The following is a 19,966-nucleotide window of genomic DNA, read 5'->3' as shown; positions in this document are numbered from 1 at the left end:
GTCCTGGACCGCCGCTTCCGCCGCCCAGGCGGTAGTACGGCGGGGTGCGACTTCGTGGTGGCCACCTGCCGCGTCCTGGCGGCCGTGCCCGGCTGCCCCTCGCCGCCCCTGGGGCAGCTGCCGTAGCACGCCTTGCCAGCGTCCCGGCAAAGCAGGATAAATGTGAATCATGAGCGGACATTCGGGTCGTTTCCGGCGTTGGCTGCGCCGCGCCCCCGGCCGTTCCGCTTTTCCGGGCGTGGCCGGTGCCGGGAGCGGCACCGGCCACCGGCAGGACGAACGCCCTGCGGGGGCCGGCGGGCCGCCGCACCTGCGGTCCCGGTGGACCACGCTCAGCGTCGCCCGGGAAATCTTCCTCCTCCAGCTGGTGCTCGTCGTGCTGCTGGTCGCGGCGGCAGTGGTGGCCATCGTCGTCCAGAGCCGGCGCGACACCATGACCGACGCCCGGCACCGGACGCTCGCCGCCGCGGAGTCCTTCGCGCACTCCTGGGGGCTCCAGGAGGCGCTGAACAGCGACAATCCGACCGCGAAGCTCCAGCCGCTGGCCGAGGAGGCCCGGAAGGCCTCCGGCGTCGACGCCCTCATCGTGTACAAGCTCGACGGGATCACCCTCACGCACAGTGACCCGCGGCAGATCGGCAAGCACGTCATCGGTCCGTATGCCGACGCCGCCCGGGGCAAGCCCTTCACCAGGACCTTCGAGGGCGCCCTGGGCCTCTCCGTGATCTCTGCGGCCCCCGTCAAGGACTCCTCGGGCAAGGTCGTCGCCATCGTCTCCGCGCCGGTCAGGGTGGAAGAGGTACAGAAGTCGGTCAACCGGCAGCTGCCCATCTTCCTGGGAACCGCAGTCGGGGCGCTGGCACTCGCCGGCGGCGGCGCGGGGCTGATGAGCCGTCGGCTGCGCCGGCAGACCCACGGTCTGGGACCGGCCGAGATGACCCGGATGTACGAGCATCACGATGCGGTCCTGCACGCGGTGCGGGAGGGCGTCCTCATCGTCGGCCGCGGCGGACGGCTGCTGTTGGCCAACGACGAGGCACGGCGGCTGCTGGACCTGCCGGCGGACGCGGAGGGACGCCACGTCGGCGACCTGGGGCTGGACCACCGCACCGCCGAACTCCTGACGTCGGACCGGACGGCCACCGACGAGGTGCACCTGGCCCAGGACAGGCTGCTGGCCCTCAACAAGCGGTCCACCACCCCGTACGGAGCCCACCACGGAAGCGTGGTGACCCTGCGCGACACCACCGAACTGAGGTGGCTGTCAGGGCGCGCAGAGGTGGCGCGGGAGCGGTTGAGAGTGCTCTACGACGCCGGGGTACGGATCGGCTCCACCCTGAATGTCGTGGGCACCGCCGAGGAACTGGCGCAGGTGGCGGTCCCCCGGTTCGCCGACATCGTCACCGTCGAGCTGCTGGAACCGGTCCTGAAGGGCGAGGAGCCGCCCGTGACGGGATCCGAGCTGCGCCGCACGGCCGTCGCCGGCCTGGCGGCGGACCATCCGCTCTACCCGGTCGGCGAGCTGCTCCGGTTCGCCCCGGGCACCCCGATGGCGGCGCGTGTGGAACAGGGCCACTCCGTGGTGGAGCCGGACCTGGCCGGCTCTGCCCGATGGCGGTCCCAGGACCCGGAACGCGTCCGCCGCATCCTGGACCACGGGGTGCATTCCCTGGCGGTCGTACCGCTGCGCGCCCGGGGCGTGGTGCTGGGGCTGGTGGACTTCTGGCGGTCGGGGAGCTCCCCTCCGTTCGACGACGAGGATCTCTCCTTCGCCGAGGAACTGGCGGGGCGGGCCGCCGTGGGGATCGACAACGCCCGGCGCTATACCCGCGAGCGCGCGATGGCGATGACGCTCCAGCGCAGCCTGATGCCGCGCGGCCTGCCCGGCCAGGACGCCCTGGAGGTGGCGCACCGCTATCTCCCCGCCAAGGCGGGAGTGGGCGGGGACTGGTTCGACGTCATCCCGCTGCCCGGCGCCCGGGTGGCGCTGGTCGTCGGCGACGTGGTGGGACACGGCCTGCACGCGGCGGCCACGATGGGCCGGCTGCGCATCGCCGTGCACAACTTCTCGGCCCTGGACCTCGCCCCCGACGAGCTGCTGCGCCACCTGGACGAGCTGGTGACCCACATGGACGTCCAGGACGAGGAGACCGAGGCGACCGAGGAGGGGCCGGCGATCACCGGCGCCACCTGTCTGTACGTCATTTACGACTCCGTCTCCGGGCGGGTCACCGCGGCCACGGCCGGCCATCTGCCGCCGGCCGTGGCCCACCCCGACGGGAGGGTGGAGTTCCTGTACTCGCCGGTCGCCCCGCCGCTGGGTCTGGGCGCCGGCCTGCCCTTCGAGACCGCCGAGCTGTCGCTGCCGGAGGGCTCCCGGCTGGTGCTCTACACCGACGGGCTGGTCGAGAACCGCAGCCGCGACCTGGACGCGGGGCTGGAAGCACTGCAGGCGGCCCTCGCCGGACCGGACCGTTCGCCGGAGGACACCTGCGCCACCGTCATGACCTCGCTGTTGCCCACCAGGTCCGCCGACGACGTCGCGCTGCTGGTGGCCCGGACCCGGCGGCTGGACCCGGCACACGTCGCCGAGTGGGACGTGGCCCGCGACCCGGCGGCGGTGGGTCCGGTCCGCAACGCCTGCATCCGCCAGTTGGCGGACTGGGGGCTGCAGCACATCGCCTACGGCACCGAGCTCATCCTCAGCGAACTGATCACCAACGCCATTCGCTACGGTGCCGAGCCCATCCACGTACGGCTCCTGCTCACCCGCACGCTGATCTGTGAGGTCTCCGACGGCAGCAGCACCTCCCCGCACATCCGCCAGGCGAAGGACACGGACGAAGACGGCCGCGGCCTCTTCCTCGTCGCGCAGTTCGCCGAGCACTGGGGCACCCGCTATTCGCCCAGGGGCAAGACGATCTGGGCCACGCAGGCGGTCGGCCCCGACGCCCTGCCCTCCGAAGAGGAGCTGCGGGAGCACTTCCTCAGCCAGGGGGAGAACGGCGGGGAGTGAGGATGCGGTGGCGGCGCCCGGGGCCGGGGGCGAGCGGGCGGCCGCCCGGGCCCGGGGACGAGCGGGTGGCCGCCGGAAGCGCGTGGCGCCTACTCGCCGCTATGACCTGGCCCGATCACCGTCCTGGCGGAGGCCAGGAAGGGGGCGGAGTAGGCTGTTTTGGATCATTCCACCCGCTCGGCGGACCGCTCCCCACCTGGCCCTGCCTGGAGGCGTCGTGACGGCACATCATCGGGTCCGCGCAGGCGCCCTCCTCTGCGGTCTCGGCCTTGCGGCGTTCGGTCTCGCCGCATGCCAGGAAGAGGGACCCACCCGGCTGGTCGAGCCCTCCCGGGCCGAGTCCGCCGCGGAGGTGGGCGGGACGGCGGCCCTGGTCAAGGCGGCGAAGAAGGAGGGCAGGCTCAACGCGATCGCGCTGCCGCGCCAGTGGGCCAACTACGGCGCGCTGATCGACGGCTTCGAGAAGAAGTACGGCATCAAGGTCGTCGTCGACAATCCGAACGGCCACAGCCAGCAGGAGATCGATGCGGTGAAGCGCTACCGCGGCCGGCAGCGCGCCCCCGACGTGCTCGACCTCGGGGACTCCTTCGCCCAGTCCGCGGCGCGGCAGAAACTGCTGGCCCCCTACCGGGTCGCGCAGTTCGACCAGATCCCACCGGAGCAGAAGGACGCCGGGGCCCGCTGGTACAACAACTACGGCGGCTACGTCTCCATCGGCTGCGACGCCTCCCGCGTCCGGACCTGCCCCGCGTCCTTCGCGGATCTGCTCCAGCCGGCGTACAAGGGCCTGGTCTCGATCGACGGTGACCCCACGATGGCGGGAGCGGCCTTCGCCGCCGTGTACGCGGCGGCGCTCGCCAACGGGGGGTCGTTCGACAACATTCAGCCGGGCATCGACTTCTTCGCCCGGCTCGCGAAGGCCGGCAACTACAACCGGGCCACCCCCAGCCCGGCCACGATCGCCAAGGGCACGACACCGATCAGCATCGAGTGGGACTACCTCAGCCTGCAGCACATGGACCAGCTCCGCGGGACGGGCGTGAACTGGAAGGTCTCCATTCCGTTCGACGGCAGCTTCTCGCAGTACTACGCACAGGCGATCACCAAGGACGCCCCCCACCCGGCCGCGGCGCGCCTGTGGGAGGAGTACCTCTTCCGTCCGGAAGGCCAGAACCTCCGCCTCGTGGACTACGCCCGCCCGGTGCTGATGGCCGTCATGGCGAAGAACGGCACCCTCGACAAGGCCCTGGCCGCCCGGCTGCCGACGGTCGAGGGCACCCCGCAGTTCCCGACCGCGGCCCAGCTGAACAAGGCGCTGCACACGGTGGGGGAGAACTGGGCCAAGGCCGTCGGCGGCTGATCCGTCATCGCCCCATGGACAGGGAGTTGCAAGGCCGTCAGCGGCGCCCCGGTACCAGCGCCCGGAGGTCCACCGAGTCACCGAGCGCCCGGAGTCCGGTGTCGCCGGGGTGGAGGTGGTCCCCGCTGTCGTAGGCGGGCAGCATCCGCCGGGGCTGCTGCGGATCGCGGAGGACGGCGTCGAAGTCCAGCGTCGCGTCGAAGGCGCCGCCGTGGTCGCGTACGAAGGCGTTGACGGCCTGGCGGCGGGCCTCGACGGCCGGGGTGCAGTCGGGGTATCCCGCACAGGGCGCGACGGTGGCCACGACCACGCGCAGCCCCCGCTCGTGCGCCCGACGGGCCAGCGCCCGCAGGCCGGCGACGAGGTCCTCGGCGGAGGTTCCCGCGCGCATGTCGTTGATGCCCTCGAACACCACCACCGTCCGGGCCGCGGGCTGTGCCAGCACGTCCCGCTCCAGCCGGTGCCCGGCGCTGACCCCGCCGGTGTCGCTGCTGACCCCGTCGCCCGGATAGCGGTCGGTGACGACGCGGTTCGCCGAAATGCCCTGGTTGAGCACGCCGTAGCGGGGCACGGCACGCTGGGCCCACAGACGGCGGGCCAGCACATCGGGCCAGCGCCGGTTGGCCCCGCTGGTCGACTTCACCCCGTCGGTGATCGAATCACCCAGCGCCACGACCGAGCCGGGACCGCCGCCGACGTCGACGCCGGTCAGGAACGGCCAGCTCGTCATCGTCTCCGGGAAAGCCGTGCCCCCGGCGTCCGCGGTGCGGTCCCCGCTGCCCGCCGCGCTCAGATACGACAGCTGGGCCGCCTCCTGGTGCACCGGCGCCGCCGTCACCGTCCCCGGCAGATGGAGGCTCACCAGCAGATCGGTGCCGGCCGGGACGGTGAAGTCCACCGGATCGCTGAAGGCCTCGGCCCCGGCCGGGAGACGGGTCCCGGAGTGGCCTCCGAAGGTCAGCGGTACCGGAGGGCGGGCCGCCGCCGCTCCCGCGCCGCGCACCGCGATGCTGGCCGCCGCGATCTCCACCGGCGCGGCGGCGAAGGTGTTGGCGAGCCGTATGCGGGCCCGCGGGCCGCCCGCGCCGCTGTGCACCACCAGCCGGAGCGTACGGTCGGTCCAGGGGCCGACCGCCCGGTAGCCCGCCGTGCTCGCCGCCCAACTCCCGGTCCGGCCGCGCCCGGTGTCCCGCACGGACACCGCGAACACATGCAGCGCACCCGCCGCGGACGGCGTGGGCAGCGCCACCGACCGCACCTCCCGCCCGGGCCGCAGCGGGACGCTCACCGCGTACAGCCGCGCCGTCTCGGCCGACTGTCCGCCCGTGGCGTTGTTGAGGTGCGGCAGCGCCACCGCCTTGGTGCTCAGGGGCCCCGACCGCCAGTCGGGCGCGGTGAGTTCGTAGCTGCTGCGCGAGCCGTCCCGGTAGCGGACGGTCCCGGTGCCGGTGGCCGCGCCGCCCGTTCCGGCGACCAGGAAGGTGACCGCCTCGCCCCGGCCGCGCAGCACGACCTGCTGGCCGTGCGCCACGACGTTGTCCGGCGCGCCGGCCGCCGTACGCGGCAGGGCCAGCCGGGCGCCGTCGAGCGTCAGCACGCTCCCGGGCGTCCAGCCGGCCGCCGCCAGGTCCTGCGCGGACAGCGAGCGGCCGGCGCCGTCGAAGTCGGCCGCGCCCGGTCGGGAGTCGTCACTGACCGCCCGGTTGTCGAAGAGCGCAGGCAGAGGCAGCGGGCGCGGGGCGGCGGGCGCGGCACGGGCCGGGCCGGCCGCGGTGGCCGGCAGCGCCGTCGCGGTGAGCAGCAGGGTCAGGGCGGTGGCCGCTCGTCGTACACGCATCGGTCGGTATCCCTCCGGGTGGCGCCAACGGGCAGGTGAGAGCTGCGATCCGGCCGGTCCGGCGAGGGGCAGGGGGCTCCCGTGGACTCCAGCGGATCCGATCCGGGCGCCCTGAAGTTAGGGACGCGGAGGGGGAGCGTCAAGGTGACGAACGGGCCAGGTCCGCGCCGCGCGCCTGTGGCCCCGGCCATAGGTCGGGTGGGACCCTGCACACCATGAACATGTCTTTCCTGGACAGGTGGCGCAAGCGTCCGCGTGCCCACCCGTCCGTACCGCTGGCCGAGTCGGTGCGGGCCGACCCCGAGAGCGTCGTGGAGCTGCTGTCCGAGTGCGAGCTGCTGCGGGCCCAGGCCGCCAGGGCGGGGGTGGAACTGGACGACTCCGCACGGTCGTTGGAGGCGCTGGACCAACTGCAGCCCGTCTGGCGGGACGATCCGGAGGTGCTGCCCTGGCTCGGCAACGACGCCGGTCTCTACCTCGGCACGGTGCTGGTCCGCACGGTGCGCGGCGCCGTCTGGCACGTCTGGCCGGACGGGCAGCCGGTGGTCCGGCTGGCGTCCGGCCGGGAGATCGACGTGGTGACCGCGGGCCACGACTGGGCCGATTCCGGCGCCCCCGAGCTGTCCCAGGTCTATGCCGAGGTCTCCGAGACCTGACGGCCGCGACAGGCGCCGGGCGCAGCCCCGGCGGACGGCCCCGCAGCCGCCCGGAGAAACCGCGCGCACCGGGCCCGCGGGAGTTCCCCCGTCACCCTGAATTATCCGCCCATCTCTGCGCATACGTGCGTGTCAGTGGAGAAGTGCCCCTTTCACCCCGGTACGTTGCAGGCTCCGCGCTGTACGGATGAGAGTGGGCAGGTCTGCATATGGCCGGTGATGCGCTGATTGAACTGCGCGGGGTCAACAAGCACTACGGAAAACTGCACGTCCTCCAGAACATCGACCTCACCGTCGGCCGCGGCGAGGTGGTCGTGGTCATCGGCCCCTCCGGGGGCGGCAAGTCCACCCTGTGCCGGGCCATCAACCGGCTGGAAACCGTGGAGTCGGGCACCATCACGCTGGACGGCCGGCCGCTGCCCGAAGAGGGCCGGGAGCTGGCCCAGTTGCGTGCCGAGGTCGGCATGGTCTTCCAGTCCTTCAACCTCTTCGCGCACAAGACCGTACTGGCCAATGTGATGCTCGCGCCGATAAAGGTCCGCAAGACGAAGAAGGAAGAGGCCGCGCGGCGCGCCCGCGAACTCCTGGACCGGGTCGGGCTCGCCTCCCAGGCCGACAAGTATCCGGCGCAGCTCTCCGGCGGCCAGCAGCAGCGCGTCGCCATCGCCCGCGCGCTCGCCATGGAACCCAAGGCGCTGCTCTTCGACGAGCCGACCTCCGCCCTCGACCCGGAGATGATCAATGAGGTGCTGGAGGTCATGCGGCAGCTCGCCCGGGACGGGATGACGATGGTCGTGGTCACCCATGAGATGGGCTTCGCCCGCTCCGCCGCCAACCGTGTGGTGTTCATGGCCGACGGCCGCATCGTCGAGGACCGCACGCCCGAGGCCTTCTTCACCGCGCCGCGCAGCGAACGGGCCAAGGATTTCCTCTCCAAGATCCTCAAGCACTGAACGGGGGCGCCGCGATGCCGCACCGTCACTCCTCGCCCCTGCGCCGCGCCCTGGCGGCCCTCGTCCTCGCCGTGCTCGCGCTGGCCCTCGCCGGCTGCGGCCGGGAGGGCAGCCCGCCGGTCAAGGGCCCCAAGGGCAGCGAACTCCCGCAGTACCCGGTGGCCGAGAACTTCCGGCTGCCCGCCTCCCCGACCTGGGTGAAGGCCAAGCGCCGCGGCCATCTCGTCATCGGCGTCAAGGAGGACCAGCCCTACCTCGGCGAGAAGGACCCGGCCTCCGGCCGCTACACCGGCTTCGACATCGAGATCGCCAAGATGATGTCCGCCGCGCTCGGCTTCCCGCCGCACACCATCGAATTCAAGACGATCGCCTCCGCCAACCGCGAGACCGCCCTGCAGAACGGCCAGATCGACCTGTACGTCGGCACGTACACCATCAACGACAAACGCAAGAAGCTGGTGGGCTTCGCCGGCCCCTACTACATGGCCGGCCAGTCGCTGCTGGTGCGCACCGACGAGAAGGACATCCACGGCCCCCAGGACCTGGCCGGCAAACGCGTCTGCTCGGCGGCCGGCTCGACCCCCTTCCAGCGCATCCAGACCGACTACCCCAAGGCGGTCCTGGTCTCCTACGACACCTACTCGGTGTGCGTCGACAACCTGCTCACCTACCAGGTCGCCGCGGTCACCACCGACGACGCGATCCTGCTGGGCTACGCCGCCAAGGTGCCCGACGAACTGAAGGTGGTCGGCAAGCCCTTCTCCCAGGAGCCGTACGGCATCGGCGTCCCCCGCGGCGACACGGCACTGCGCCTCGCCCTCGACGACGCCCTCGCCGCGGCCGAGAAGAACGGCAACTGGAAGAAGGCCTATGACGCGACCCTCGGCCTGTCCGGAGTGCCCGCCCCCAAGCCGCCCCCGATCGACCGCTACCCGGCGGCCTGAGCCCGACAGGGAACCGACCGATGAACGTGCTTCTCGACAACCTCTCCCTCTACGGCGAGGGCCTGCTGGGTACCGTCGAACTCACCGTCTACTCCTCCCTGCTGGCGCTCGCCCTCGGCTTCCTCATGGCCGCGTTCCGCGTCGCACCGGTCGGCTCGCTGCGGGCCGTCGGCACGGTGTGGGTCAATGTGCTGCGCAATACGCCGCTGACGCTGCTGTTCTTCGCGGTGGTGCTGGGCCTGCCGCGCTTCGGTCTGGTGCTGCCCTTCAAGCTGTTCGCCGTCCTCGCGCTGGGCTGTTACACCTCGGCCTTCATCTGCGAGGCGGTGCGCTCCGGCATCAACACCGTGCCCACGGGTCAGGGCGAGGCCGCCCGCAGTCTGGGGATGTCCTTTCCGCAGACCCTCGGTGACATCGTCCTTCCGCAGGCTTTCCGTTCCGTGATCCCGCCCATCGGCTCCACACTCATCGCGCTCGCCAAGAACTCCGCGATCGCCGGCGCCTTCAGCGTGGTCGAACTGCTCGGGGTCTACAAACCCCTCAGCGAGATGGGCTACAGCATCATCTGGACCTTCGTCTGGATCGCCGTCGGCTATCTGCTCGTCACCCTGACCATCAGCGCGGTCTTCCACGTGCTGGAGAAGCACTACGGAGCGGCCCGATGACCACCGCCCTCTACGACGTCCCGGGACCGCGGGCCCGGCAGCGGCACCGGCTCTACGGCATCGCCGCGACGGCGGTGATCCTCGCGGTGCTCGGCTGGATCCTGTACCTGCTCTTCGCCACCGGCCAGTTCACCGCGGCGAAGTGGACTCCCTTCACCTACAAGGGAATTCAGGAGCTGCTGCTCACCGGCCTCGGCAACACCCTGAGGGCCTTCGGCTTCGCGGCCGTGCTGTCGCTGGCGTTCGGTGCGGTGTTCGCGACCGGCCGGCTCTCCGCGCACCGGCTCGTCCGCTGGGTGAGCACCCTGGTGGTGGAGTTCTTCCGGGCCATGCCCGTACTGGTCATGATCTTCTTCATCTATGTGGCGCTGAAGGCGGAGCCGCTGGTCGCGCTGGTCGCCGGGCTGACCCTCTACAACGGCTCGGTGCTCGCCGAGGTCTTCCGCAGCGGCATCAACTCCGTCGACCCCGGCCAGCGGGAGGCCGCCTATGCGCTGGGGATGCGCAAGACGCAGGTCATGACGCACGTCCTGGCGCCGCAGGCGGTCCGGGCGATGCTGCCGGCGATCATCAGCCAGCTGGTGGTCGCCCTGAAGGACACCTCGCTCGGCTACCTCATCACCTACGAGGAATTCCTGCACGCCGGCAAGCTCATCGCCTCCAACCTCGACTACGGCCTGCCGTTCATCCCCGTCGTCATGATCATCTCGCCGATCTACATCGGGATGTGCATGCTGCTCTCCTGGTTCGCCAACTGGGTCGCCAAGCGCCAGCGGCGCAACCCCAAGGTCGAGGCCGTCGAGGTGGCCGCCCCGGAGCCGGGCACCCTGCTGCCGGGCGGGCCCCGTCCGCCGTCGGCGTGAGAACGGAGGCGCGTTGGGCGCGGCGGTTGCGGACGCGGTACGCCCCTGACGCGGACGGGGCGGGCGCACACGGGTGCGCCCGCCCCTTGGCGTACGGAACCTCCTAGTCGCGCACCGGCACCGACACATACGACGGATCGTCCGCCGGGGAGGAGAACGTCAGCCGGGCGCCGCCGGGGTTGTGCTCGATGTACAGCGGGTCGACGGTGTCCACGACGACCGCGAGATGGTGGCCGGCCGGTACGTCGTAGGCCGTGGAGAACAGATCCAGGTCCACGCCGAAGGGCTGGTTCGGGGTCTTGCCGTGGAAGGTGTACGGCGCGTGCGTGACCAGCTTGCCGATGCCGAGCGGGCCCACGTCGTAGAGGTAGGCGACGGCGGTGCCGCTCTCCGCGGTGCTGCTGAGGGTGGTGTGCAGCCGGGTGGTGCCGCGGACGCGCTGCGCGGTCGCACAGCGCTCGGACTGCCAGACGGCGGCCACCGAGCGCGGCAGCAGCGGGATCGAGGCGATCGGCGGCAGCCGGAAGAACTGGTCCATCATGCTGGAGAGGATGACCAGCCCGCCGTCGGCGCCGGAGTCCCAGTTGGTGTTGATCTGCTTGCTGCCGCCGAGGTCGATCCGCCGCTGCCCGGACGGCACGTCCTTCCAGCTCTTGTAGCCCTCGTACGCGCCGGTGGAACGGGACTTGAGCAGCACCGGCGACTCCCGGTCGACGCCGTTGTCCGCGCCCTTGAGGTAGTGGTCGAACCACCGCTGGGTCTCGGTCCAGGTGTCGTTGGGCAGCCCGAGCAGTCCGAGCCCTTCGGCCGTGCCATGGTCACCGGGGCGGAATTCCAGCCGCTTGGGGCCGGTCAGCTTCTCGTAGAAGTCGGCGGTCTGGTTGGGCGGGAAGATCGAATCGCCCCAGGCGTTGCCCAGCATGATGGCGGTGCCATTGGCGTTGATCTTGTCGAGGTAGGTGGCGGGGGAGCGCTTGCGCCCCCACGCGATCAGGTCCTGTTCCTTGTCCAGGTTCGAGGCCAGGAAGTCCTTCATGATCGTGCGGAATTCGGGGCTGGGGCGTCCGGTCAGCTCACCCGTGCCGCCCAGGAACGCCGCGGCCTGCCGGTGCTCGGTACGCCCGCTGTAGATCGAGGAGACCAGGTCGGCCCAGCCACTGAGCGCCGCAACCGCCTTGATCCGCTTGTCGAACGCGGAGGCCAGCAGGCTGATCCCGGCACCGTAGGAGACCCCGGCCATCCCGACCTTGTGCGGATCGGCCGGGGTGTGGGCCAGGGTCCAGTCGATGACCTTCGAGGCGTCGGCGACGTCTTTCGGGCCGGCGGTGTCGATCTCGCCGCCGGACTGCCAGAACCCGCGCGTGTTGTATCCGACGACCACGTAGCCCTGGTCGGCCAGCTTCTTTGCCTGTGCCATGTATTCAATCTGCGGCGTCGCCCAGCTGGTGGGCAGCACGATGACCGGGTAACGCCGGGTGCCGTCCGCATCTGACGGAGTGAAGACATTCGCCTTGAGCGTGACCCCGCCGTCGCCCTCGATGTCGACGAACCGCACCGGGGCCGAACTGCCCGATGACGTGGCGGTGAGGGCCGATGGCGGCGTGGCCGCCTGTGCCGGTGCGACGGTGAGAACCGTGGTGGCCAGCAGCGCTGCCGAAACGGTGCCGACCGCGGCGCGCTGGGTGGTACGGGAGGGCCTCATCTTCTCTCCAGATCTCGAAGCGGGCCGGCCGCACGCTGTCACAGGACAGGAGGGGGCGCACGGCAGGCCCGAGTTGACTGGAGAGTAAGGTCCGCCCCTTACCTCTGGTAACCCATCGGTAGGTTACGGCTGGGTAACACCCTTGGGGCGGAAGGGAGTCGGGAGCACGGAGAGGGGTGGGGGGACGGTGGAGGATGGCGCCGACAGATGAGTCGCCTGACGTGCCGACCGGCGTGCCGAACGACGCGTCGACCGAGTGCCGGCCGAGGGAGGGAGTGCGGTGCCCCAGACACCGTTCGACGAGAGCGAGCGCCTGGTGTGGGCGGGGAGCGCGGCGGCGTACGAGGCCGGTTTCGCCAAGCTGTGCGCCCACCCGGTGCCGCGGCTGCTGGACGCCGCGCGGGTGCGTACCGGCGCCCGGGTGCTGGACGTCGGGACGGGGACCGGCTCGGTCGCCGGGTGGCCGGATAGCGGGGCGCTCTCCGGCGGCGGTTCACGCGGGGCCGCCGGGCGTCCCCGGTGTGTCTGCCGCGGTGTCGGCCGGCAGGGAGCGGAGGAAGTCCTCCAGAGCGGCGTTGAACTCCTCCGGCCGTTCCAGATTCGGCAGATGGGCCGCCCGTTCGATGAGGACCAGCCGGGCGTCCGGCATCCGGTCATGGATCTCGCGGGCGTCGCTCACGGGCGTGTACGTGTCCTCCGTGCCGACCACCACCAGTGCCGGCACCGGCATCTGCGACAACTGCGCGGTGTAGTCGGGACGTTCGGCCCGGCCGCGCAGGGCGGCGGCCGCGCCCTCGGGGGCGGTTGACGTCATCATCTCCATGACGTGCGCGGCGACTTCGGGGTGGGATGCGAGGTGGTGCGGTGCCACCATCTTGGCCAGCACCTCGCGGGCATAGCCGGTCATGCCCTCGTGGACCAGGCGCTCCGCCATGGCGTGGCGCGCGGCCCGGCCCTCTGTGGTCTCCGCCGCGGCGAAGGTGTCGGCGAGCACCACGGCCCGGATCCGCTCGGGGAAGTGCCGCCAGCACTCCATGACGATCTGGCCGCCCATGGAGAGCCCGCCGAGGACGCAGCGCTCGATCCCGAGATGGTCGAGCAGGGCGAGGAGGTCGCGGGCGAACGTCTCCAGCGGGGTGGTGCCGGGAACCACGGCGCTCTCCCCGTAGCCCCGGAGATCCGGTGCGATCACCCGCCATCCGGCCCGGCTGAAGTGCTCGATCTGCGGGCGCCACATCGATCGGTTGAAGGGGTGGCCGTGCACCAGGAGCAGTGGCTCGCCGCTCCCCTCGTCCTCGTAGCCCACGGTGATCTCTGTGCGGAAGACCGGTCCCACGGAAGTGCCCCCTCTGCTCGGCTTGACGTCTCGATGCTATGAGGGGCAATCTCTCGGTGCAATAAAAATAATGCACTCGGTGCAATGTGGGGAGTGAGCCATGCACGACTACCGGGCGCTGGCCGACGCACTCGCGGCCGACATCGCGGCGGGTCGGCTGCGCCCCGGGGAGCGGCTGCTGCCGCTGCGCCGGTTCGCCCGTCAGCGGCAGATCGCCGACTCGACGGCGGCCCGTGTGTACCGGGAGCTGAACCGGCGCGGTCTGACGGTGGGCGAGGTCGGCCGCGGCACCTTCGTCCGTTCCGCCGCGCCCCCGGCGGAGCCCGCCCTCGCCGAGCCGGGCCGGGCCCGGGTCGACCTGGAAATGAACTTCCCCGTGCTGCCCGAGCAGCCCGCGCTCCTCGCCAGGAGCCTCGAAGGGATGCTGCGGCCCGATGCCCTGGCCGCCGCGCTGCGTCCGGTGGGCGCCGCCGGCACGCCCGCCGCCCGGCAGGCCGCGGCAGCCCACCTCGCCCGGGCGGGCTGGGCACCGGACCCCGACCGGCTGCTCTTCGCGGGCAACGGCCGGCAGGCGCTGGCCGCCGCCATCGCCGCGCTGGTCCCGGCCGGCGAACGCCTCGGTGTGGAGGCGCTCACCTACCCCGTGGTGAAGGGCGTCGCGGCCCGCCTCGGCGTCACCCTCGTCCCGCTCGCCATGGACGAGGACGGGCTGACCCCCGAGGCGCTGCGCGCCGCCGCCCCGCTGCGCGCCGTCTACCTCCAGCCGGCCCTGCACAATCCGCTGGGCATCACGATGCCCGGCCACCGCCGCGAAGAACTCGCCGCCGTCATACGGGAGTTGGGCCTGTACGCGATCGAGGACGCCATCTACGGATTCCTCCGCGACGACCTGCCGCCCCTCGCAGTCCTGACCCCGGAGCGCACCGTGGTCGTCGACAGCCTCTCCAAACGGCTCGCGCCTGGACTGTCCCTGGGATTCCTCACCGTGCCCGCGGACGAGATACCGGATGTGGCGACGGCCCTCCGGTCGGGCACCTGGACGGCGTCCCGCTTCGCGCTCGACGCGGCCACCCGCTGGATGACCGACGGCACCGCGGCGGCGATCGAAGCGGCGAAGCGCAGCGACGCCGCGGCCCGCGGGCGCCTCGTCGCCGAACAGCTCGCCAGCTTCCGGGTCCACGCCGATCCACAGGCGTACCACTGCTGGTGGGAGTTGCCGGAGCCCTGGCGGGCTGACACCTTCGTCGCCGCCGCCGCCCGCCGCGGGATCGCCGTCACCCCGTCCGGCGCCTTTGCCGTCGGCCCGGCCCATGCGCCCAACGCCGTGCGGCTGGCGCTCGGCTCACCGCCCCTGGACGCCCTGGCCGAGGCGCTCGCCGTCCTGGCCGGGCTGGCGCAGGGGGCGCCGGAGGACACCGCGCCGGAGTGAGCGGCGACGCGGCCCGGGCCGGCCGGGGCCCGGGCCGCCCGTGGGTCAGGTGCCGCTCATCAGCTCGCCGTATCCGGTGCGCAGATCGTCCATGGTCATCACCGGCTGCAGCGAGACCTTCGCGTGCAGGTCCATGAAGAACGATTCGAGGAGCGTCGGCATCTGCCATGACTCCTGCATGTCGAAGTAGAAGAAGGCGGTCCGGTCGCCCTCGTCGAGGGTCAGGTAGGCCGCCTCGGGCTTCAGGGCGGCGAGGGCCGACTCCATGATCTTCGGCAGACCGCCGTTCCGGATCACTTCGTTGCCTGTCTGGGTGGGTATGCGGGCCTTCAGAACCATCCTCATCGGGCTCACTCCTCGCGTTGATCGCGTGGGGAGGCTGGAGCGCGGCGGTGAGCCGGGAGGCCGGGCGCTCGGCGGGTACGCGGGAGGCCCCGTGGCGCACCGCTCGTTCGTCTGTGTCGCTGTCTGCTCTCAGGATCTCACGCCCTGGCCGCGGCGGGCAGCTCCGGCGGCCGGTGACGGCGGAACGGTCAGGAGCCGGTCAGCAGGTGCTCGGCCCGTCCGCTGGGAGGCACCTCCTCGGCCGCCGGTACCGGGCCGGGCGGGGTGCCGAGGCCGAACGGCCGGCCGCCCAACTCCTCGCGGTGGTGCGGCATCAGCCAGCCGGAGAGGTCCGGCCCCACGGGGACGATGCCGGTCGGGTTGATGCCGGCGTGCACCCGGTAGTAGTGCTGCTTGATGTGGTGGAAGTCGACGGTGTCGCCGAAGCCGGGCGTCTGGAAGAGGTCCCGGGCGTAGGCCCACAGCACCCGGTCCTCGGTCAGCTTGAACCCGTTGCACTTGAAGTGGCCGTGGTAGACGGCGTCGAAGCGGACCAGGGTCGTGAACAGCCGGATGTCCGCCTCCGTGATCGTGTCGCCCACGAGATAGCGCCGGTCGGCCAGCCGCTCGGACAGCAGCTCCAGGCGCCGGAAAAGATCGCGGAAGGCCGCCTCGTACTCGCCCTGCCCGGTGGCGAAACCGGCCCGGTACACGCCGTTGTTGACGTCCCGGTAGACGCCCGCCATGACGATGTCGATCTCCTCGCGCAGCGGCTCCGGATACAGCTCGGGGGCGCCGGGCCGGTGCAGCGCCGTCCACTCCGTCGCGAGGTCCAGGGTGATCTGCTGGAAGTCGTTGGTGACGAGCTGCCCGCTGGGGACGTCGACGATGGCGGGCACGCTGACGCCGCCCGGGTAGTCCGCCTCGCGGGCGTCGTAGGCCTCGCTGAGGAAGCGGATGCCGAGGACGGGGTCGCGGCCGTCGGGGTCCAGGGTGAAGCGCCAGCTGCGGTCGTCCTGGATCGGGTCGGTGATCGCGAGCGAGAGCGCGTCCTCCAGGCCGAGCAGCCGCCGGGAGATGACGGCGCGGCTCGCCCAGGGACAGGCGCGGCTGGCCACCAGCCGGTAGCGGCCGGCCTCGACCGGCCAGCCGTCCCGGCCGTCCGCGGTGATGCGGTCCGCGAAGTGGCTCTTGGAGCGCTTGAACGGCTTGCGGCCGTAGCCGCTGTTGCCGTCGGCGCCGCCGTCCGCGGGGGCACCGTCGCTGCTGGGGTGGGACATCACCGACTCCTTCCGTCTGCGGTTGCCGGCGTCCTCATGGCGAGCCTTCCCTTACGGGCGCGGATATCCCGCTTCATCCGAGACGGGTGAGATCGGGCCGCAGCCGGTGCCAGATCGGGTGCCGCAGCCGGCCGGCCGACGTCCAGCCGCTGAAGGCGACCTCGGCGACGAGCCGGGGCTCGGCCCAGTGCGCCCCCGCGACGTCCACGGCGTTGAGGAACGGTGACCGGTCGCGCGCAATGACGCCCAGGTACTGCGCCAGCTCCTGGCGCTCCCGTCCGGACAGCCCCGAACCGACGGACCCGACGTAGCGCAGCCCCGCGGGCTCCGCCAGGCCCGCCAGGACGGAACCGGGCAGCCCGGCCAGCCCGCCGTGGCCCTCCGTCCAGCCCCCGATGATCACGTCGAGGGTCTGCAGATGCTTCGTCTTGCGCCACTCGGGTGACCGCACGCCCGGCAGGTACGCGGAGGTCAGCCGCTTGGCCACCACCCCTTCGAGACCGCCCTGCAGCGAGGCCTCCCACGCCTGCTGCGCATGGCCCTCCACATACGCGGGCGCCGACCAGTTCGGGCCGCGCAGCCCCAGTCCGGCCAGGATCGACCGGCGCTCGTAATACGGCGCACCGAGCAGCGAGCCGGCCAGATACATCAGGTCGAAGAGGACCAGGTGCACCGGGTACTCCATCGCCAGGCGGGCGGTGCGCCGCGGATTGACCACGCCCATACGGCGCTGCAACAGCCCGAAGTCGGGCCGTCCGCGGGCGTCCAGCACCACCACCTCCCCGTCGAGCACCGCGGGCCGGCCGCGCAGCTGCGCACCGAGCGGGCTCAGTTCCGGGTAGGTCGCGGTGGCGTCGTTGCCCGCCCGGGTGATCAGGCGGATCGTCCCGTCGCCCGGGGTGTTGACGATGCAGCGAGCGCCGTCCCATTTGGCCTCGAAGGCCCAGGCCGTCTCGTCGTCCGCGGCAGGCAGCGGGCCGACCGTGGCCAGCATCGGCCGGATCACGGGGTACGAGGCCGAGCCACGCTCGGCGGTGGGGGCCATGGTTCGATGATCGCGGGATACCGGGGTGTTCGCAGATCGGAGGGGCCGGTCCGGCCTGCGGGGCCGGTCCGGCCTGCGGGGCCGGTCCCGCCGGGCCGTCGCGGCCCGCCCGCAGGCTGCCCGGCTGCCGCCCCGTCCTACCGCCGCCCCCCGCCTGCCGCCGCCCCGCCCGTGGGGAGCTGCTCCTCGCCCTCCGTGTTCACATGCGGCAGGATCCGGTCCAGCCACCGGGGCGTCCACCAGGCTGCCGGGCCCAGCAGCGTCATCATCGCGGGCACCAGCAGCAGCCGGACCACGGTGGCGTCGATCAGTACGCTCACGGCCAGACCGAGGCCCAGCATCTTCACCACGATGTTGTCGCTGACGAGGAACGCGGCGAACACGCTCACCATGATCAGCGCGGCACAGGTGATCACCCGGGCGGTGATCTCCAGCGCATGCGCCACGCTCGCCTTGGCATCGCCGGTCCGCAGCCATGCCTCGTGCACCCGCGACAGCAGAAAGATCTCGTAGTCCATGCTCAGCCCGAAGACGATCGCGAACATCATCATCGGGACGTAGCTCTCGATGGGCACCGTGCCCGAGACCCCGAGCGTCGGACCGCCCCAGCCCCACTGGAAGACCGCCACCACCACCCCGTACGAGGCGGCGATCGACAGGACGTTGAGCACCGCCGCCTTCACCGCCACCAGCAGGCCCCGGAAGACGGTCAGGATCAGCACGAACGCGAGGGCGACCACCACGGCGATGATCAGCGGCAGCCGGCTGGCGACGATGTCCAGGAAGTCGACCTGGCCGGCGGTCGTGCCGGTCACATAGCCGTCCGCGTCGGTGCCCCGCACGGCCTGCGGCAGGACGTCCTGCTCCAGGCGCTTGACCAGGTCGGTGGTGACCCCGCTCTGCGGGGCCTGGGTGGAGTACGCGGTCCCGGTGAGCACCGCGCCGTCCGGGGTGGCCTTGAGCGGGGTGATGAAGGCCGCGCCCGGGACATCGGTGAGCGCCTTCTGCGCCTGGGAGGCCAGCATCGGGCGGTCCGCCTGCGGTACGGCCGACTCGTCGATCACCAGGGTCAGCGGGCCGTTGGAGCCGGGGCCGAACGCCGAGGACATCAGGTCGAAGGCCCGCCGGTCGGTGAACGACTTCGGGTCGGCGCCGTCGCCGATGTGCCCGAGCTGGATCGAGAACACCGGCAGCGCCAGGACGACCACCACCAGCACCCCGGCCGCCAGATACCACCACGGTCGGCGCTCCACCCGCTGGGCGTACCGGTGCCAGGTGCCGCGCGCCTCCTCGCCCGGTGCGGCGTCGGTCTCGGCGATCGGGCGGCGGACGTGCAGCCGGTCGATCCGGCGTCCGATCAGCCCGAGCAGCGCCGGGACGAGGGTGAGGGCGCCGAGCACCGCGGAGACCACGGTGAGGGCGGCCGCCACCCCGAGTTTGCCGATGAAGGAGAGCTGGGAGACCCACAGCCCCATCAGCGCGATGATCACGGTGCAGCCGGACACCAGCACCGCCCGGCCGCTGGTGGCCACGGCCCGGCCCGCGGCGGTGACCGGATCCGCACCGTCCATCAGGTTCTGCCGGTGCCGGGTGAGCAGGAACAGCGCATAGTCGATGCCGACACCGAGGCCGATCATCGTGGCCAGTGTGGGGGCGACGGTGGCGAAGACGGAGACGGCGGCCAGCAGCCCCAGACAGGCCACCCCGCACAGCGCGCCGATCAGCGCGGTCAGCAGCGGCACCCCGGCCGCCAGCACACTCCCGAAGCCGACCAGCAGCACCAGGATCGCCACCGCGAAGCCGATGATCTCGCTGAGCCGGTCGTTGGGCGCCGGCCGGGCCAGCTCGCCCAGCGGTCCGCCGTACTCCACCTCCACGCCCGCGGAACGCAGCGGCTCGACCGCCGCGTCGACGCCCTGGAGATATTCGGGGTTCAGGGTGGAGGGCTGCACGCTGAAGCGCATCGTGATGTACGCGGTCCGGCCGTCGGTGGACAGCGGGCCGACGTTCGGGGTGCCGGGCGGCGGCTTCGCGGGCGGTGTGCCGGGCGCCGGCAGCGGGTTCTGTGCGGCGAGCACGTCCGGCAGTTTGCCGAGGGCGGTGACGGCGCCGTCGATCTGGCTGCGGAACCCGGTCAGCGGCCGGGCCGCGTCGTGCAGCACGACCTGGCTGCTGTAGCCGCCGGCCTTCGGCTCGTGCTCCTTGAGCACATCGCGGCCCCGCGTCGACTGGACGCCGGGCAGCGCGAAGTCGTCGGAGAACTCCCCGCCGTACGCATGCTGCAACACCTGGAGCCCGGCCAGGGCGGCCAGCCACAGCACGATGACCACGACGAAGTGGCGGGCGCACCACTCCCCGATGCGGCGCAGCGCCCCCCGGGGACGGGGGTCGCCGGACGCGGGGACGCTCGGGGTCTTCGGCAACGACATGCGTGCTCCCGATGAGGGCCGGCCCTCCTGGCACGTGCGGACAGTCAGCATTCAACGGCGGTCCGGCCGCCGCGGCATGTCCACCGGGGATCCGGGTGGCGGCCGAACGGGTGCCCTGCGCTGCGGG

The 19,966-nt window shown here is 72.0% G+C and carries 15 protein-coding genes; 8 read left to right on the top strand and 7 right to left on the bottom strand.

Annotated elements, in window-relative coordinates; genetic code table 11:
* The first annotated feature begins 169 nt into the window (after positions 1–169).
* On the top strand, positions 170–3,016 hold the full coding sequence (locus CPH93_RS05930) for a SpoIIE family protein phosphatase/ATP-binding protein (protein WP_231977195.1): 2,847 nt from the start codon (positions 170–172) through the stop codon (positions 3,014–3,016).
* Positions 3,017–3,233: 217 nt separating this feature from the next.
* Positions 3,234–4,376 (top strand): ABC transporter substrate-binding protein, encoded by a 1,143-nt coding sequence (locus CPH93_RS05925; RefSeq protein WP_096212183.1) that lies wholly within the window; start codon positions 3,234–3,236, stop codon positions 4,374–4,376.
* A gap of 37 nt (positions 4,377–4,413) precedes the next feature.
* On the opposite strand, the gene CPH93_RS05920 is transcribed toward CPH93_RS05925, so the two are convergent.
* A complete protein-coding gene (locus CPH93_RS05920) occupies positions 4,414–6,213 on the bottom strand; it encodes an SGNH/GDSL hydrolase family protein (protein ID WP_096212182.1) in 1,800 nt (599 codons plus the stop codon).
* 215 nt (positions 6,214–6,428) lie between these two features.
* On the opposite strand from CPH93_RS05920, the gene CPH93_RS05915 reads away from it, so the two are divergent.
* From CPH93_RS05915 to CPH93_RS05895, 5 genes are all read left to right on the top strand, one after another.
* A complete protein-coding gene (locus tag CPH93_RS05915) occupies positions 6,429–6,869 on the top strand; it encodes a DUF6278 family protein (RefSeq protein ID WP_093486366.1) in 441 nt (146 codons plus the stop codon).
* A gap of 209 nt (positions 6,870–7,078) precedes the next feature.
* Complete coding sequence (locus tag CPH93_RS05910; protein WP_093486368.1) at positions 7,079–7,822, top strand: amino acid ABC transporter ATP-binding protein; 744 nt, start codon at positions 7,079–7,081, stop codon at positions 7,820–7,822.
* Between the two features lie 14 nt (positions 7,823–7,836).
* Positions 7,837–8,766, top strand: a complete 930-nt coding sequence (locus tag CPH93_RS05905; RefSeq protein WP_096212181.1) for a glutamate ABC transporter substrate-binding protein — start codon at positions 7,837–7,839, stop codon at positions 8,764–8,766.
* A gap of 20 nt (positions 8,767–8,786) precedes the next feature.
* Positions 8,787–9,431 (top strand): amino acid ABC transporter permease, encoded by a 645-nt coding sequence (locus CPH93_RS05900; RefSeq protein WP_093486372.1) that lies wholly within the window; start codon positions 8,787–8,789, stop codon positions 9,429–9,431.
* Positions 9,428–10,294: an amino acid ABC transporter permease gene (locus CPH93_RS05895; protein ID WP_096212180.1), complete on the top strand. Its 867-nt coding sequence runs from the start codon at positions 9,428–9,430 to the stop codon at positions 10,292–10,294. Before CPH93_RS05900 ends, CPH93_RS05895 begins: the two co-directional genes overlap by 4 nt.
* A 103-nt stretch (positions 10,295–10,397) precedes the next feature.
* Here CPH93_RS05895 and CPH93_RS05890 read toward each other — a convergent pair whose 3' ends face one another.
* The gene (locus CPH93_RS05890; RefSeq protein ID WP_096212179.1) at positions 10,398–11,996 is read right to left on the bottom strand and encodes an alpha/beta fold hydrolase; all 1,599 of its coding nucleotides are present in this window, start codon (positions 11,994–11,996) and stop codon (positions 10,398–10,400) included.
* Between the two features lie 493 nt (positions 11,997–12,489).
* Complete coding sequence (locus CPH93_RS05880) at positions 12,490–13,332, bottom strand: alpha/beta fold hydrolase (protein ID WP_096212178.1); 843 nt, start codon at positions 13,330–13,332, stop codon at positions 12,490–12,492.
* A 100-nt stretch (positions 13,333–13,432) separates the two neighbouring features.
* On the opposite strand from CPH93_RS05880, the gene CPH93_RS05875 reads away from it, so the two are divergent.
* Entirely contained in the window at positions 13,433–14,761 is a 1,329-nt protein-coding gene (locus tag CPH93_RS05875) for an aminotransferase-like domain-containing protein (RefSeq protein ID WP_096212177.1), read from the top strand.
* 45 nt (positions 14,762–14,806) lie between these two features.
* Here the strand turns inward: CPH93_RS05875 and CPH93_RS05870 are convergent, their stop codons facing one another.
* The 4 genes from CPH93_RS05870 to CPH93_RS05855 all read right to left on the bottom strand — a co-directional run bounded on the left by CPH93_RS05870 (position 14,807) and on the right by CPH93_RS05855 (position 19,839).
* Positions 14,807–15,106 (bottom strand): hypothetical protein, encoded by a 300-nt coding sequence (locus CPH93_RS05870; protein WP_093486382.1) that lies wholly within the window; start codon positions 15,104–15,106, stop codon positions 14,807–14,809.
* Positions 15,107–15,294: 188 nt separating this feature from the next.
* Positions 15,295–16,365: a glutathione S-transferase family protein gene (locus CPH93_RS05865; protein ID WP_096212176.1), complete on the bottom strand. Its 1,071-nt coding sequence runs from the start codon at positions 16,363–16,365 to the stop codon at positions 15,295–15,297.
* 73 nt (positions 16,366–16,438) lie between these two features.
* Positions 16,439–17,410 carry a non-homologous end-joining DNA ligase gene (ligD, locus tag CPH93_RS05860; protein ID WP_093486385.1) on the bottom strand — a complete coding sequence of 324 codons (972 nt, stop codon included), beginning with the start codon at positions 17,408–17,410 and terminating at the stop codon, positions 16,439–16,441.
* A 137-nt stretch (positions 17,411–17,547) separates the two neighbouring features.
* Positions 17,548–19,839, bottom strand: a complete 2,292-nt coding sequence (locus tag CPH93_RS05855; RefSeq protein WP_096212175.1) for an MMPL family transporter — start codon at positions 19,837–19,839, stop codon at positions 17,548–17,550.
* Between the last annotated feature and the right edge of the window lie 127 nt (positions 19,840–19,966).

This window comes from Streptomyces sp. 2323.1 (assembly GCF_900221035.1).
In the GTDB taxonomy this organism is placed as follows: Bacteria; Actinomycetota; Actinomycetes; order Streptomycetales; family Streptomycetaceae; genus Streptomyces; species Streptomyces sioyaensis.
The sequence above is the reverse complement of the archived record's forward strand: the minus strand, read 5'-3'. Positions and strand labels throughout refer to the sequence as shown.

Excerpts from the sequence above, each read along its gene's own strand:
- CPH93_RS05930 (WP_231977195.1), top strand. The coding sequence starts at position 170 with ATGAGCGGACATTCGGGTCGTTTCCGGCGTTGGCTGCGCCGCGCCCCC.
- CPH93_RS05920 (WP_096212182.1), bottom strand. The coding sequence starts at position 6,213 with ATGCGTGTACGACGAGCGGCCACCGCCCTGACCCTGCTGCTCACCGCG.
- CPH93_RS05915 (WP_093486366.1), top strand. The coding sequence starts at position 6,429 with ATGAACATGTCTTTCCTGGACAGGTGGCGCAAGCGTCCGCGTGCCCAC.
- CPH93_RS05910 (WP_093486368.1), top strand. The coding sequence starts at position 7,079 with ATGGCCGGTGATGCGCTGATTGAACTGCGCGGGGTCAACAAGCACTAC.
- CPH93_RS05905 (WP_096212181.1), top strand. The coding sequence starts at position 7,837 with ATGCCGCACCGTCACTCCTCGCCCCTGCGCCGCGCCCTGGCGGCCCTC.
- CPH93_RS05900 (WP_093486372.1), top strand. The coding sequence starts at position 8,787 with ATGAACGTGCTTCTCGACAACCTCTCCCTCTACGGCGAGGGCCTGCTG.
- CPH93_RS05895 (WP_096212180.1), top strand. The coding sequence starts at position 9,428 with ATGACCACCGCCCTCTACGACGTCCCGGGACCGCGGGCCCGGCAGCGG.
- CPH93_RS05890 (WP_096212179.1), bottom strand. The coding sequence starts at position 11,996 with ATGAGGCCCTCCCGTACCACCCAGCGCGCCGCGGTCGGCACCGTTTCG.
- CPH93_RS05875 (WP_096212177.1), top strand. The coding sequence starts at position 13,433 with ATGCACGACTACCGGGCGCTGGCCGACGCACTCGCGGCCGACATCGCG.
- CPH93_RS05870 (WP_093486382.1), bottom strand. The coding sequence starts at position 15,106 with ATGAGGATGGTTCTGAAGGCCCGCATACCCACCCAGACAGGCAACGAA.
- CPH93_RS05865 (WP_096212176.1), bottom strand. The coding sequence starts at position 16,365 with ATGTCCCACCCCAGCAGCGACGGTGCCCCCGCGGACGGCGGCGCCGAC.
- ligD (WP_093486385.1), bottom strand. The coding sequence starts at position 17,410 with ATGGCCCCCACCGCCGAGCGTGGCTCGGCCTCGTACCCCGTGATCCGG.
- CPH93_RS05855 (WP_096212175.1), bottom strand. The coding sequence starts at position 19,839 with ATGTCGTTGCCGAAGACCCCGAGCGTCCCCGCGTCCGGCGACCCCCGT.